This window comes from Brevibacillus sp. HD3.3A, from assembly GCF_013284375.2.
GTDB lineage: Bacteria > Bacillota > Bacilli > Brevibacillales > Brevibacillaceae > Brevibacillus > Brevibacillus parabrevis.
Genome location: NZ_CP085874.1, coordinates 1,661,967 through 1,677,360, shown reverse-complemented (window position 1 = coordinate 1,677,360; position 15,394 = coordinate 1,661,967). Strand labels below are relative to the sequence as shown.

The window sequence follows — 15,394 nt, the reverse complement described above, 5'->3', positions numbered from 1 at the left end:
TCACAATCGTATAAAGAAGTCGAGGTATGACCTACATGATCAGAAAATGGACTGACAAGCTACAGCTTGATCCCCCGAAAACACTCGTCCTTGGGTTCGCCCTGATTATCCTTCTCGGCACATTCCTGTTGACCCTGCCGAGCGCTACCGTCAACGGACAAGGACTGCCGTGGCTTGATTCTCTGTTCACCGCCACTTCGGCCACCTGCGTGACAGGTCTGGTCGTCGTGGACACCGGAACGACCTTTACGACTTTCGGTCAGATGGTCATCCTCTCGCTTATCCAAATTGGCGGTCTTGGCTTCATGACCGTCGCCACTTTCTTTTCCTTGATCATGCGCAAAAAAATCTCGTTGCGCGAGCGACTTATCTTGCAAGAGTCGCTGAACCAGATGACGATGGAAGGCGTCGTCCGTCTGGCCAAAATGATCCTGATTTTCACCGCGCTGGCAGAGCTGATCGGCGGGGTTTTGCTTTCGATCCGGTTCGCCTTCGACTTTCCTTTGCCAAAAGCGATCTACTTTGGCTTTTTTCACGCCATCTCCAATTTCAACAACGCCGGCTTTGACTTGATGGGCGACTTCGCCAGCCTGACGGGCTATGTAGACGATCCGCTCGTCACGCTCGTCGTATGCTTATTGATTATTCTCGGCGGGATTGGCTTTATCGTCGTCAGCGATCTGTACGAATATCGCCATACGCGCCGCCTGTCGCTGCATACCAAAGTCGTCTTGTCCACGACTGCCCTCTTGGTACTGGGCGGTACGGTGCTGATCTTCATTTTGGAGTATACGAACCCGAAAACGTTGCAGCCGCTCTCCATGCTCGGAAAAGTGCTCGGCTCGCTCTATCAGTCTGTGACGGCGCGAACGGCCGGGTCGAACACGCTGAGCATCGGCGACATGCGCCAGTCTTCGCTGTTCCTGATCATTTTGCTGATGTTCATCGGGGCTTCTCCCGGTTCCACCGGGGGCGGGATCAAGACGACGACGTTTGCCACGCTCATCGGTGCGGTCATCGCCCAGATCAAAGGGAAGGAAGACGTCATCTTTTTCCGGCAACGCATTTTGCCGCACATGATTTACAAGTCGCTGACCGTGACCATGACCGGGTTGTTCATCGTCATGGCCGTCACGATGGCTCTGTCCATTACCGAAGAAGGCGCACGTTTTGAAATGATTTTGTTCGAAGTCACGTCCGCTTTCGCCACGACCGGGCTATCGATGGGGCTGACCCCCAGTCTCTCCCCGATCGGCAAAACGCTGATCATTTTGACAATGTTTGCAGGACGGGTCGGGCCGCTGACGATCGCATTCGCGCTGGCCCAACGCAGGCAGAAAGAATACTTCCGCTATCCAAAAGGCAAAATCACGATCGGTTGAATGAACGAACGAAAACCCTGCCAGTTGTCCATTGGGACGCTGCGGCAGGGTTTTTCATCTTTTTCGTGCTTTTGCTTACTTATGCTGCAACTGTTTGGACAGCTCGTCGCGAACCAGTTGGCCCATTGCCACGGTGCCAATCGCTTTGCTCGGATCTGCTGCGATATCGCCTGTGCGGTGTCCGGCCTCAAGAACGGCCCACACGGCATTCTCGACCGCTGCCGCAGCCTCATCCATGCCGAGCGAGAGGCGAAGCATCATCGCTACGGAAAGAATCGTCGCCAGCGGATTGGCAATGCCTTTTCCGGCAATATCAGGCGCGGAGCCGTGCACAGGTTCGTACAGACCGAAGCTTCCCGCTGCCAGACTGGCAGAAGCGAGCATTCCGATCGATCCGGTCAGCATAGCCGCCTGATCGCTCAAAATGTCTCCAAACATGTTTTCCGTCACGATGACGTCGAACTGCTTCGGTGCGCGAACAAGCTGCATCGCGCACGAATCGACCAGCTGATGCGACAGCTCCACGTCAGGATAGTCGGCTGCAACGCGTTCGGCTACTTTGCGCCAGAGGCGGGAGCTTTCCAAGACGTTCGCTTTGTCGACGGAGACGAGACGTTTTTGACGCTTGCGGGCGATATCGAAGCCCACGCGGATGATTCGCTCCACTTCGGCTTCGTTGTAGATGCACTGATCTTCCGCTACTTCTCCGTTCGGGCCGTCGTAGCGCTTTTTCTCCCCGAAGTAAATGCCGCCAGTCAGCTCGCGCACGACAATCAGGTCTACGCCGGAAACCACTTCAGGCTTGAGCGAAGAGGCGTCGACGAGCGAGCTGTGCATGGTCGCCGGGCGAATGTTGGCAAACAATCCAAGCGCTTTGCGAATGCCCAAAAGGCCAGTTTCCGGGCGCAGATGTCCCGGGTTTTGATCCCACTTCGGTCCGCCTACTGCGCCAAGCAGCACAGCGTCAGCTTGCTTCGTCAATGTGATGGTTGCTTCCGGCAAAGGAGTTCCGTCCGTGTCGATGGCAATTCCACCGATTCGGCCTTCCTCGCACGTAAATGTAACGCCTTCGCGCTCTCCTACAAGCTGAAGGACTTTGACTGCTTCCTGCATGATCTCCGGTCCGATACCGTCACCAGGAAGAACGGCGATGCGATAGTTTTTCTTCATCGTTTATCCCGCATTTCTTTTCTGTAATGGTTTTTCGTTCCTTGCTGGTTCCTGTTCCTATCCAATACGCTTTCTTTCTAGTTCACAGCCACTGGTACCGATTCCCCGCGACGCTCCAAAATTTTGTTGATGGCGCGTATATAGGCAATCGCGCTCGCTTCCAGCACGTCCGTACTGACTCCACGGCCCGTAACCGTCAGCTCGCCCTGTTGCAGACGGACATACACTTCGCCGAGCGCATCCTGGCCATGCGTAACCGAAAGAATTTTGTAGTCAATCAAAGTGACTTCTTCTCCAGTCGCACGGTCGATCGCTTTGTAGATCGCATCGACGGAACCATTGCCAATCGCTGCTTCTTCTACGACCGAATCGTCAGCCCGCTTGAGACGAACGCTGGCGGTCGGCACGGAAATGTTGCCGTAGGCGAGTTGAACCGATTCCAGCTGGAACGCTTCCTGGCCGCGAACGATTTTGGTATCGATCAAGGCAAGAATGTCGTCGTCCGTAATTTCCTTTTTCTTGTCGCACAATGCTTTGAATGCGGCAAAAGCGGCGTTTACTTCCTCTTGGTCGAGGTGGTAGCCCAGTTCCACCAGCTTTTCCTTGAAAGCGTGACGGCCCGAGTGCTTGCCGAGAACCAGTTTGTTTGACTTGAAGCCGACCGACTCTGGACGAATAATCTCGTAGGTGGTAACTTCCTTCAAAACGCCATCCTGATGGATACCGGATTCGTGCGCAAAAGCGTTCGCTCCTACGACGGCCTTGTTGCCCGGCACGATCATTCCCGTCAAACGGCTCACCAACTGGCTGGTCCGCGCGATTTCCTTCAAGTGCAGCTTGGTTGTCGCCTGGTAGTAATCTTTGCGAGTCTCAAGAGCGAGCGCGACTTCTTCCAAGGCAGCGTTGCCGGCGCGTTCACCGATCCCGTTGATCGTGCCTTCCACTTGGGTCGCCCCGCCTTCTACCGCTGCCAAACTGTTCGCGACAGCCATTCCCAGGTCATCGTGGCAATGACAGCTCAGGCGGATTCCGTCTGTAGCCGGCACGCGCTTTTTCAACTCGCGGAAAATGTTTCCGTACTGATAAGGCGTCATGTAGCCAACCGTGTCCGGAATATTGACAGTCGTAGCCCCAGCCTTGATGACTGCCTCCACTACCTCGGCCAAAAAGTCGATCTCTGTACGCGCTGCATCCTCAGCAGAAAATTGTACTTCCGTGAAATACTTTTTCGCATACGTGACTGCCTCCACCGCACGAGCAAGGACTTGCTCCTTGCTCATGTTCAGTTTGTACTGGCGGTGGATCGGAGAGGTTGCAAGAAAGACGTGGAGGGATGCGTTTTGCGCGTTGCGCAGCGCTTCGTACGCCTTATCCATGTCGTCTTTGACGGCACGTGCGAGACTTACGATGGTGGAGTTTTTCACCCGCTTCGCCACTTCGGCCACAGACTTTTGGTCGCCCGGGGAAGCAGCCGCGAAGCCGGCCTCAATTCTGTTTACGCCCAGCTTTTCCAGTTGGAGGGCGATCTCCACCTTTTCGTTCGTGCTAATGTTGACGCCCGGAGACTGCTCCCCATCACGTAATGTCGTATCAAAAATCTCAATGGTCCGCATGAACTTTTCACCTCCACATTTTTTCCTACATTATATATGTCTCTTTGTAACGATCCTTATTGACCGATTTTCGCTTCTTCTTTTTTCGTGTCTTTGTTCAGCCAAGACATCATGCCGCGCAGTTGTTGACCTACTACTTCGATGCCGTGTTCTGCTTCCAGACGGCGGCGGGAAGTGAAGCCAGGGCGGTTCGCTTGGTTTTCCAAGATCCAGTTGCGAGCGAAAGTACCGTCTTGGATTTCAGCCAGCACTTTTTTCATTTCTTTGCGAGTCTCGTCTGTGATGATGCGGCGGCCTGTGCTGTAGTCACCGTATTCCGCTGTGTCACTGATCGAGTAGCGCATGCGAGCCAGACCGCCCTCGTACATCAGGTCGACGATCAGCTTCAGCTCATGCAAGCACTCGAAGTAGGCGATCTCAGGGGCGTACCCTGCTTCTACCAGCGTATCGAATCCTGCTTTTACCAGCTCGCTTGCTCCGCCACACAATACCGCTTGCTCACCGAACAGGTCTGTTTCTGTCTCTTCACGGAAGGTTGTTTCGATTACGCCTGCTTTGGTGCAACCGATTCCGCTGGAGTAGGCCAGAGCGAGGTCTTTCGCATTGCCAGTCGCATCCTGATAGATCGCGATCAGACCAGGTACGCCGAAGCCTTCTTGGTATACGCGGCGAACGAGGTGACCAGGGCTTTTCGGAGCGGACATGATGACGTCAACGTCTGCTGGCGGCACGATTTGCGCATAGTGGATGTTGAAGCCGTGGGAGAAGCACAGTGCTGCGCCGGATTTCAGGTTTGGCGCGATCTCGTCGCGGTACACTTGCGCCTGGCGCTCGTCTGGCATCAAGATTTGCACAACATCAGCGCGCTTGGTTGCTTCTGCTACCGTCAAAACTTCAAAGCCGTCTTTAGCCGCTACATCCCAGGATTTCCCGGGGCGCAGACCTACTACTACTTTATAACCGCTGTCGCGTAGGTTTTGTGCTTGCGCATGGCCTTGGCTGCCGTAGCCGATGATCGCAATTGTTTTGCCACGCAGTACCTCTTTGTTTACGTCCGCTTCATAATACATTTTTACCATTTGTGTAGCCTCCCTGAAATATCGTTTAGTTTGAATTTCTATTCTGAATTTTGCAATTTAAACCGTTGCTGCGGCTGTTGCTGGAACAATACTGCGCGCCATCGCTACTGATCCGGTGCGGGTCAGTTCGAGTACCCCATAGCTTTGCAAAAGGACAAGCAGCGCGTCGATTTTTTCGGTGTCACCCGTCACTTGCACGATCAGCGAAGTCGGCCCGACATCGACGATCGCGGCGCGGAACGGCTCGACGATCCCGTTCAGCTCTGCCAGCTGGCTTGGCGAAGCACTTACCTTGATCAGCGCCAGCTCTCTGGAAACATAAGGATTTTCGCTGAGGTTCGTCACCGAGATGACATCGATCAGTTTTTGCAGTTGCTTCATCAGTTGTTGGATCTGACGGTCATCTGCGCCTGTGGTAATAATCATCCGGGACAGACCTTGTTCTTCTGTTCCGCCCACCGTGATGCTGTCGATGTTATAGCCGCGCTGCCCGAACAAGGTAGCGACTCGGGTCAAAACGCCGGGGTGATCGTTGACGAGTACGGCGATGGTATGTTGTTGCATCCTAATCGTCCCCCAATTCCATCTGATCTAATGTGTCGCCTGACGCTACCATCGGATATACGTTTTCTTCCTGCGCGACGCGGAAGTCCACTACGACTGGCCCATCATGCTTGAGCGCCTCTGCCCAAACCGCTTCCGCTTCCTCTGGTGTGGTTGCACGCAATCCTTTGACTCCGTACGCTTCCGCCAGTTTGACGAAATCCGGGCTGCACGTCAGATCGATTTGGCTGTAACGATTGTCGTAGAACAATTCCTGCCATTGGCGAACCATCCCCAAGCACTGGTTGTTCACAATCGCGACTTTCACCGGAATGTTGTACTGGGAGACAATCGCCAGCTCCTGGTTTGTCATCTGGAAGCCGCCATCGCCAACCACTGAAATTACTGTGCGATCAGGATGCGCGATCTGTGCGCCGATCGCTGCCGGGAAGCCGAAGCCCATCGTGCCGAGGCCACCGGAAGAGATAAACGAGCGCGGATGCTTGAACTTGTAGTATTGTGCTGTCCACATCTGGTGTTGTCCAACGTCTGTTGTGACGATCGCTTCCCCATCTGTGGAGCTGTACAGAAGCTCGATGACTGCTTGCGGCTTCAGCACGTCGCCGTCTTTTTTGTACTTGTACGGATACTGGGCTTGCCATTCTTTCAACTGGCTGATCCACGCTTCGGAATCGCAAGTGCGGGCAACCGGAATCGCTTTGGCCAGGGTGCTTTTGACATCTCCAGCCACCGTTACGGCTGTTTCCACGTTTTTGCCCAGCTCTGCCGGATCGATGTCGACGTGAACGATGCGAGCTTTCGGCGCAAATTCTTTTGTGCGGCCCATCGTGATCCGGTCATCGAAACGCGCGCCCAGCCCGATGACACAGTCTGCGTTCAGCAGCGCCTGGTTGGCGGTGTAGTTTCCGTGCATGCCCGGCATGGCGAGCGCCAATTCGTGCGTTCCAGGGAAACCGCCAAGACCCATGAAAGTGTTGATGACAGGGATGCGAGCCTTTTCGGCAAAAGCGAGCAGCTCTGCTTCGGCTTTCGAGGCGATGATGCCGCCGCCTGCCAAAATGACCGGGCGCTTCGCTTCGCCAATCGCGGTAACAAATGTTTGCACTTCTTCGTCTGTCGGCACGAGCGTGTCGCGGTAGCCGCGAATCTCGACTTTGTCCGGGTAGGTGAACGGCGCTGTCGCATTCGCCACATCTTTTGGAATATCGATGAGCACCGGACCCGGACGTCCTGTCGTTGCGATGTGGAACGCTTCCTTCACGATGCGCGGCAGATCGCGGATATCGCGGACGAAGTAGCTGTGCTTTGTAATCGGGATCGTGATCCCTGTAATGTTCGCTTCCTGGAACGCGTCTGTTCCGATCAACGACTGGGCTACGTTTCCGGTGATGCACACCAGCGGAACCGAGTCCATCTGGGCTGTCGCAATTCCCGTTACGAGGTTGGTCGCCCCCGGCCCGGAAGTGGCGATACATACGCCCGGTTTGCCAGTGGCGCGGGCATATCCGTCAGCAGCGTGGATAGCGCCTTGCTCATGGCGGGTCAAAATGTGCTTGAAGTAGCTCCCGTACAAGGAATCGTAGATCGGGAGAACCGCTCCGCCTGGATAGCCGAAAATGTACTCGACCTGCTCCAGGATCAAACAGCGCAGAAGCGTTTCTGCTCCTGTCACTTCCTCACCGAACTGGATCGGTGGCATGCCGTTCTTTTTCTGCAATTCGGCCATTTCAACACTCATTTCCTCTCCTCCTCCCACTTCTCAACAGGTACCTATAAACAATACCTATAGACACATAGAAAAACCCTTTCGCCCCGACACGGTTCGATTTCCATGTCTTTTGGGGCGAAAGGGTTCGCGGTACCACCCAACTTTATCGGCGCCTCACGGTCAGCCGATCTCAGCCAGTCACAATAAATGCGGACTGTAACACGCTAACGGGTGTTAATCGGTTTTGCCTACTATGTGATTTTACGCACATTTCAGCAAAACAGCTCGGAGGTGAGCAATGCAACGTACCCGATACCCGTTTCTCAGCAATCAGGGCTCTCTGTAAAAGGGGAGACGTGCACCATCCTCGTCATAGCCTGCTATTATAACAATATTTCTAATATTGTTGTTGTCAGAAAATAAAGTGTTACGTCTGATTATAGCTAGGCACTTTTGGGGTGTCAACGAAAACAAAAAGATTTTACTAGACTTTCGTCCGAACGAGTGCTCAATAGAAAATGGCGGAACGGCGCGGTTTTTGCGTGAAAGCGGATACATTTTTGTTCCGGCTTGTCCCCGTTTTGGACAAGGAAACGGAACGGCACTGCCGTCCCTTCCCCCTGTTTTGGGAACACGTTTATCTCTGTTCGCGCAGACCCTCGATCAAAATGCTGGCGATTTCCGGGCGGGTAAATTCCGGGGGCGGAGTCTTGCCGCTGCGCAGCAATTCGCGCACTTTTGTCCCGGAAAGCGTCAGGTGCAAGCTCGCGTCATGCGGGCAAGTCTTCGCGGTCGCCATCCCCTGGCAAGCCGTGCAGTAAAAGCTGTGTTCGAAAAACAAAAGCTGGATACCCAGCTCGCCTGGCTCAAACGCAGAAAAGATGTGCTGCGCGTCATACGTCCCGTAGTAATCGCCGACTCCTGCATGATCGCGGCCTACGATGAAGTGCGTGCAGCCGTAGTTTTTGCGGACGAGCGCGTGAAAAACCGCCTCTCTCGGCCCCGCATAACGCATGGCTGCCGGAAAGGCGGCGAGCAGCACGCGCTGTTTCGGATAGTAATTTTCCAGCAGGGCGAGATAGCTTTTCATTCTCACTTGCGAATCGATATCGTCCGACTTCGTCTCCCCCATCAACGGGTTGAGAAACAGCCCGTCAACGATCTCCATCGCCGCTTTCTGGATGTACTCGTGCGCCCGGTGGACCGGATTTCTCGTCTGAAAGCCGACCACTGTTTTCCAGCCTTGTCTGGCAAAGCTTTCTCGCGTTTCCTCCGGCGTCAAATAATACTCGGCAAAGCGCTTTGGCCTCGGTCTTTTCAGCACTTGCACAGGACCGCCCACATACAGGCCCGGCTTCTGGGCAAGCTTCTTCACGCCCGGATGCGCCTGATCGGCCGTGCGAAATACTTGTCTCGCTTCCCGTTCCTTGTCCGGCTCATAGCAGCTTTGCACGTGAAGAACCGCATAATCCTCCCCATCCTCCCCGCGCAACAGCACCCTGTCTCCCGGCTGAATGTCCGCATACACGAGCGGATCGACAGCAAGCGTTACCGGCAAAGGCCACACTGTCCCGTCTGCGAGCCGCATCGTCTCGACGACAGAGCGGTAGTCTGCCTCGTTCATAAAGCCTGTCAGCGGCGAAAAGGCGCCAATCGCCAAACAATCGAGATCGGACAAGGTCCATTCGTCTATCGTGATCACTTTTTTGACACTTGCGTTGTCTGCCGCTTCCGCCTGGTTCACCAGCCGATTGATGAGCGTTCCGCCGTGCGGCAAGATCGTTTGCATGCCAACTCCCCCTCTTCCTCTCCTACTTGTGCAGACCGCACTCGGTCTTGTCAAAGCCGGCCCAGCGCCCTGCACGCGGATCTTGCCCCGGGAGGACAGGCCGGGTGCACACACTGCAGCCAATGCTCGGATAGTGGCGATCATGCAGCGGATTGTAAGGGACCTGATTTGCATGTATATATTCCCACACCTGATCCATCGTCCAGTCCGCAAGCGGATTAAACTTCACCAGATTGAATTTGTCATCCCACTCCACTTTTTTCGCATGGGCGCGTGTCGGCGCCTGATCGCGGCGTATTCCTGTAATCCACGCGTCGTAGCCGGACAAAACCCGCTGCAATGGCTCTACCTTGCGAATTTGGCAGCAAAGATTCGGGTCCGTTTCCCATAATTTCTCTCCATGCTTCTCTTCCTGCTCAGCCAGCGTCATCTGTGGCAACACCTGGATAAACTTGGTCTGGTAACGCTCTTGCAGTTTGTCCCGCGTCTCGTAGGTTTCGGCAAAATGTTTGTTCGTATCGAGATAAAAGACAGGTATGGTCGGCGCCAGTTTATGCAGCATGTCGATCAGCACTACATCTTCGGCACCAAAGCTTGAGGCGAGGACGAGATTGCCTGCAAAGTTTTCTACCGCCAGAACCAGCACGTCCTGTGGCAATTTGGCTTCCATCCGGTATGCCCATACCTGCAATTCCTCATCCGCCATCCTCTGGCGATTGCTCATCAGCGAAACTCCCTTCCTGCTAGGATTCACCCACCATCATATGTTGGAAATCCGGAAGTGGAGATTCGTCCTGCCGACAAAACTGCATCGGCCACGCCAAAATGAACGAAGCGACCAGACATTATGCCTGATCGCTTCTCGCGGTATTTCGCTGTTATTTCTTTTCTACTTTCACGTCTTCTTTGGCAGGCGGGATAATAAATGTGCTGCTGGTAGGAATCGTATTTTTGACCTGATCCACGTTTTGCACAAGAGGTGCGCCTTTCGTGAAAACGACCGGTGCTACATAGACATCGTCTTTTTCTTTGGCAAATGCTCCCGGAACGAACAACGCCGAACAAACAACCGCCGTAGCACCCATCATCATCATCCATTTTTGTTTTTTCATATATGATCTCTCCCTATCCAATGTTTTCCTTTGACACTTTTTATTGTATGGCAGGAGGCAGTCCCTCCGACACGGACGGAAGATTGTTTTTCTCTCCAACCTGAGACGGAAGTTCTTCTACGTCCCACGCCCATTTTTTGGCGGCAAAAGCCGTTTGGCTGCTTTTTGCCGATACTTGCTGTCTTGCGGATGGAAAAAGGGAAAGACCTTTATACGCAAAAAAACCGACCATCTCCCCACGGGGAAAAGGTCGGCTCGTGATGCAGCCGATTAAGCGTTCAGCTTGCCTTTTGCAACTGTTGCCAGTTCGTTGAAAGCAGCTTTGTCGTTAACAGCCAGATCAGCCAGCATTTTGCGGTTCACTTCGATGCCAGCCACTTTCAGGCCATGCATCAGACGGCTGTAGGACAGACCGTTCAAGCGAGCTTGCGCGTTGATACGAGTGATCCACAGTTTGCGGAAGTCGCGTTTCTTTTGACGACGATCACGGTATGCATAAAGCAGGGATTTCATTACCTGCGCATTAGCGGATTTAAACAGGCGATGTTTGGAACCGAAGTATCCTTTCGCCAGCTTCAAAATTTTCTTATGACGACGGCGTGTAACAATGCCACCTTTTACTCTTGGCATACTAAACTCCTCCTGGTCTTTCCAGCATGGCGGCCTACTGCTAGGCGCTTAGGGAGCTCATGCTGCGTAATGTGTGTAGTGATACAAAAACTTACAGGTAAGTGAGCATTTGCTCAATACGTTTTTGATCGCCTTTGGAAACGAGTGCAGCTTTGCGCAGGTGGCGCTTCGCTTTCGTCGATTTGTTAGCGAACAAGTGGCTACCAAATGCGCGGTCGCGCTTCAATTGGCCGCTTCCAGTCTTTTTGAAACGTTTCGCAGCAGCCTTGTTGGTTTTCATTTTAGGCATCTGAAAAATCCTCCTGTCTAAACTACTATCTTACTTTTCCGCTTTCGGAGCCAGAATCATGATCATGCTGCGGCCCTCGATCTTCGGTTTACGCTCAGGCGTAGCGAGATCTTCACACTGGGCAGCCACACGTTCCATAACGCCAAGGCCGATTTCGGAGTGGGTGATTTCACGTCCACGGAAACGGATCGTACACTTCACCTTGTGATGATCCTCCAAGAACTTGCGGACGTTGCGAAGCTTGGTTTGAAAATCGTGTTCCTCGATGTTAGACGAAAAACGCACTTCTTTCAGCTCGATGATCTTCTGGTTTTTCCGCGCTTCTTTCTCCTTTTTCGCCTGCTCGTACTTGAACTTTCCATAGTCCATGATACGGCAAACAGGCGGTTTGGCTGTAGGAGCAACGTTTACCAGATCCAGTTCGGCTTCCTGGGCAATGCGCAACGCTTCCCTAAAAGGTACGACTCCCAATTGGCTCCCGTCAGCACCGATCAAACGGACTTCACGGGCACGGATCGCTTCGTTGATTAACATTTGATCCTTGCTAATACTTGCCACCTCCGTCAATTTCGAGAAGGAACAAAAATGTGCGAACGCATCTGCGCCCGCACATATCTCACCTAAGCAATTTCATCAGATCCAAGGATCTTTGCATAAGAGTTACCTGTCAACAGTCGTGGAAGACGTCGACGCAGGTGAGAAGCTGGGCGCCTCTGCTTGTTCTCGAAGTATGAAGTGTTTATACACTCAATTCATGATACAGGTTAGAGTTGTCTTTGTCAAGGCTTATCACACACTATCCTCCAATGTGCGACATTTCCACCTTGGGACGTTTTACGAGGCCAGGCGTCTCATCCAGCCGCTCTTCTGAATATCGTTCATCGCGCTTGGTCCAGATCGTCTGAATCTGCGCTCTGATCTCATCGTCGCTCGCTCCGTTTCGCAGCGGCTCGCGCAAGTCTTCTCCCGCAGAAGCGAACAAGCAGTTGTACATTTTGCCCTCTGCGGACAGCCTGGCGCGGGTACAGGTGGAGCAAAAAGCTTGCGTCACAGAAGAAATCAGCCCGATCTCCTGATCCCCGTCCTCGTAGCGATAGCGCGAAGCGACCTCCCCGAAGTAATTTGCCTCGATCGGAACAAGCGGCATCTCCTGGTGAATCATGCGGACGATTTCGCTGGACGGCACGACCTGATCCAGCTTCCAGCCATTGGAGTTTCCGACATCCATAAATTCAATGAAGCGCAAAGTATGCCCCTGCTCGCGGAAGTATTTGGCCATCGGCAAAATATCTTGGTCATTCACTCCCCGCTGCACGACCATGTTGATTTTCACGCCAAGACCTGCTTCAGCCGCCGCCCGTATGCCGTCCAGCACAGCTTCTACCGGATAGCCCCTGCCGTTCAATGTGCCGAACCGCTCGTTGTCCAGACTGTCGAGACTGACTGTCACGCGGTCAAGTCCTGCTTCCTTCAGAGCCTGCGCGTGGCGGACGAGCAACGAACCGTTGGTGGTCATAGCGATGTCGTGAATACCTGCTACTTTTTTTATCATTTCAATTAACACAGGCAAGCCTCTGCGCATGAGCGGCTCTCCGCCTGTAATTCTGATTTTCTGGACGCCAAGCGAGGCGAAAATGTCGGTCAGTCGAACAATCTCTTCAAATGAAAGCAGCTTGTGCTGCGGCAAAAACTCAAAGTCCGGTCCAAAAATTTCCGCAGGCATGCAGTATCTGCAACGAAAATTGCATTTGTCTGTCACGGAAATACGCAAATCGCGGAGAGGGCGATTTCGTGTATCAACGAGTGGCGACTGCTCTGGCATTGGCTGTCACTCTCCTTTTTCCTAGCGTATCATATCCACGATCGGGCGTAATAGCTTTCCTGCACTTTCGCCTGGTTGTTCCTATGCAAAACCATAATATTTTGCTTGAAAGTGTAAATAGCTCATTTTTGCTATTCCCTTTTTGAATTAATATAAGCTAATATGACTATATATTGTGAAATTGTATAACTGAAAGTGGAAGCGATGATCAGCGATTTGTATGTGGGCACTTGAATGGCTGGGAGTGAGTAGTGCAACCGACCCTATTATTGCTGTAGGGTCGGTTTATTTTATCCCAGAACATTTGTCGTGTCCACTATCGCCAATTCACTCACCAAAGCACCATTGACGTATGCTCTCTTCCCCCGTTTTGAAGCGAACGACTAAAAAAGAGAAAAGCAAAGAATCCGGAGGTCTGCATGCAATTTTTTACGAAGAAAACAAAGCCATGGACAGAGTACGTAAAATCCTCTCACACGACTGACATCGATCAAGTAGGAGAACGAGTAAAGGAGCGCTTGTCCTTTTTAGGGGTGGATCAAGACACGCTCGCCCATGTCAAAAATGCTGCCGAAACGCTTTCGCCCTTTAAAGCGAAGATTGTCGACCAATTTTACGGCGCAATCACGGCTGTTGATCAATTGCAAAAACTGATTCTCGACCACTCAACACTAGGAAAATTGAAACACACATTGGAGTTGTATCTTGAACAGTTTCTGCAGGCGAATGTGGATTACGAATACGTGAAGACGAGAATTGTGATTGGACAAGTTCACAGCCGCATTCATCTGACAGCCGATCATTTTATCTCCGCTCATCATATGTTGATTCAGATCATGACATCGATCTTGATGGAAAAATGGAGCCATCAGCCGCATCAAATGATGCAAATGGTCACATCCGTCCAAAAACTGGCAGCGTTCGATCAGCAACTGATCGTGGAAGTATATATGGAAGAGACGTTCAAATCATTTTTGTTCGGCATCTCCGACATGTTGAATCATATGACACAGCTCGATACGACCAAACAGCTCATCTCGGGCATGGACGAACAAATTGAGGAAAGCCACAGCGTGACAGCAGCTACGGAAGAAATGAGCGCTTCCATTCAGGAAGTGGCCAACCACGCTATCAAGGTGGCGGAAGGAACGGACGATGCCGTCCACTCCGCAGAACAGAGCAGGCAGATCATCAATGCCGCGCTGGGAGACATCCGGCAAGTCGGGCGCGTCTTCGAAGAGGTCATGGGCCGCGTCAACAAGCTCGATCAGGAGATTCACCAGACCCAGGATGTCGTGCATATTATTCGGGAAATCGCCGAGCAAACGAATCTGCTCGCCCTCAACGCCAGTATCGAGGCTGCGCGGGCAGGCGACCAGGGGCGCGGCTTCGCCGTTGTCGCCTCAGAAGTTCGCAAATTGGCCGAGCATACAAAAGAACAAATCAGCCAAATTACAACCAATATGGCATCGTTGCAGCATGTCTCCAATCAGGTGACCCAGCAAATGGACGATACAGGCAAACTGGTTGAGCGCTGTGTGAGTGAGGCCCAATACGCTGACGTCGCCTTGAACAAAATTGTGACCGCGATGCAGGAAATCAGCCAATCGACCTCGCAAATTGCCGCCATGACCGAGGAGCAGGCTTCTTCCGTAACGGACATTGCCCGCCGCAACTCCACGATTTTTGACTTGAGCGCGCATTCGCAGGAAATCGCCAAGGATACGGCCCAGCTGATTTTGGAATTGAGCCGAAAAATGGACGATTACCGCAAAACGTTCTTTACGATCAACGTCAAGCTCAGCTCGAAAGACATCGTCCGCGTGGCAAAAACCGACCATCTTCTGTGGAAATGGAAAATTTACAACATGTTTTTGGGCTTGGAGCACTTGAACGCAAGCGAAATGGGCTCCCACCACACATGCCGTCTCGGGAACTGGTACTATGGCGAGTTGTCTGCCCAAGTGCGAAACAATCCGATCTTCAAAAAGCTTGAGGAGCCGCACCGGATGGTTCATGCTTACGCCAAGCAAGCCGTCGAGCAGTACCAGGCTCAAGATCTGGCGGGAGCGCAGCAAACGTATCTCTTGCTCCAGGAGGCATCGAGCGAGGTCGTCTCCCTGTTGTCCCGCCTGGAGTCCGCTCTGTAATTTCCTTTCACGAATCACGAAAAAAGCAAAAAGGGCAGTTCTCTTCATCGCGGAAGAGACTGCCCTTTTTCATGACCGTTTTGTTG

Annotated in this window: 14 protein-coding genes and 1 riboswitch; of the genes, 2 read left to right on the top strand and 12 right to left on the bottom strand. The window is 52.8% G+C overall.

The window, feature by feature from the left end:
• Positions 1-35: 35 nt before the first annotated feature.
• A complete protein-coding gene (locus HP435_RS08195; RefSeq protein ID WP_173596214.1) occupies positions 36-1,382 on the top strand; it encodes a TrkH family potassium uptake protein in 1,347 nt (448 codons plus the stop codon).
• 75 nt (positions 1,383-1,457) lie between these two features.
• Here HP435_RS08195 and leuB read toward each other — a convergent pair whose 3' ends face one another.
• The 12 genes from leuB to moaA all read right to left on the bottom strand — a co-directional run bounded on the left by leuB (position 1,458) and on the right by moaA (position 13,158).
• A complete protein-coding gene (gene leuB / locus HP435_RS08190) occupies positions 1,458-2,552 on the bottom strand; it encodes a 3-isopropylmalate dehydrogenase (protein WP_173596213.1) in 1,095 nt (364 codons plus the stop codon).
• Between the two features lie 77 nt (positions 2,553-2,629).
• Entirely contained in the window at positions 2,630-4,165 is a 1,536-nt protein-coding gene (locus HP435_RS08185) for a 2-isopropylmalate synthase (RefSeq protein WP_122963132.1), read from the bottom strand.
• A gap of 56 nt (positions 4,166-4,221) precedes the next feature.
• Entirely contained in the window at positions 4,222-5,244 is a 1,023-nt protein-coding gene (ilvC, locus tag HP435_RS08180) for a ketol-acid reductoisomerase (protein WP_122963131.1), read from the bottom strand.
• 57 nt (positions 5,245-5,301) lie between these two features.
• Positions 5,302-5,808 (bottom strand): acetolactate synthase small subunit, encoded by a 507-nt coding sequence (gene ilvN / locus HP435_RS08175; protein WP_063228706.1) that lies wholly within the window; start codon positions 5,806-5,808, stop codon positions 5,302-5,304.
• A gap of 1 nt (position 5,809) precedes the next feature.
• Complete coding sequence (gene ilvB / locus HP435_RS08170; protein WP_173596212.1) at positions 5,810-7,546, bottom strand: biosynthetic-type acetolactate synthase large subunit; 1,737 nt, start codon at positions 7,544-7,546, stop codon at positions 5,810-5,812.
• A gap of 607 nt (positions 7,547-8,153) precedes the next feature.
• Entirely contained in the window at positions 8,154-9,305 is a 1,152-nt protein-coding gene (gene sat / locus HP435_RS08165) for a sulfate adenylyltransferase (RefSeq protein WP_122963129.1), read from the bottom strand.
• A 22-nt stretch (positions 9,306-9,327) separates the two neighbouring features.
• Positions 9,328-10,029, bottom strand: coding sequence for a phosphoadenylyl-sulfate reductase (locus HP435_RS08160; RefSeq protein WP_173596210.1), 702 nt, complete (start codon positions 10,027-10,029; stop codon positions 9,328-9,330).
• 154 nt (positions 10,030-10,183) lie between these two features.
• On the bottom strand, positions 10,184-10,417 hold the full coding sequence (locus tag HP435_RS08155) for a hypothetical protein (protein ID WP_173596209.1): 234 nt from the start codon (positions 10,415-10,417) through the stop codon (positions 10,184-10,186).
• A 270-nt stretch (positions 10,418-10,687) separates the two neighbouring features.
• On the bottom strand, positions 10,688-11,047 hold the full coding sequence (gene rplT, locus HP435_RS08150; protein WP_063228701.1) for a 50S ribosomal protein L20: 360 nt from the start codon (positions 11,045-11,047) through the stop codon (positions 10,688-10,690).
• A 91-nt stretch (positions 11,048-11,138) separates the two neighbouring features.
• Positions 11,139-11,336, bottom strand: a complete 198-nt coding sequence (gene rpmI / locus HP435_RS08145) for a 50S ribosomal protein L35 (protein WP_012685334.1) — start codon at positions 11,334-11,336, stop codon at positions 11,139-11,141.
• A 30-nt stretch (positions 11,337-11,366) separates the two neighbouring features.
• Entirely contained in the window at positions 11,367-11,870 is a 504-nt protein-coding gene (gene infC, locus HP435_RS08140) for a translation initiation factor IF-3 (protein WP_005829338.1), read from the bottom strand.
• A 262-nt stretch (positions 11,871-12,132) separates the two neighbouring features.
• Positions 12,133-13,158, bottom strand: a complete 1,026-nt coding sequence (moaA, locus tag HP435_RS08135; protein WP_173598353.1) for a GTP 3',8-cyclase MoaA — start codon at positions 13,156-13,158, stop codon at positions 12,133-12,135.
• Positions 13,159-13,346: 188 nt separating this feature from the next.
• Positions 13,347-13,429, top strand: a riboswitch (cyclic di-GMP riboswitch).
• Positions 13,430-13,577: 148 nt separating this feature from the next.
• On the opposite strand from moaA, the gene HP435_RS08130 reads away from it, so the two are divergent.
• A complete protein-coding gene (locus HP435_RS08130; RefSeq protein ID WP_122963127.1) occupies positions 13,578-15,308 on the top strand; it encodes a methyl-accepting chemotaxis protein in 1,731 nt (576 codons plus the stop codon).
• Positions 15,309-15,394 lie beyond the last annotated feature (86 nt).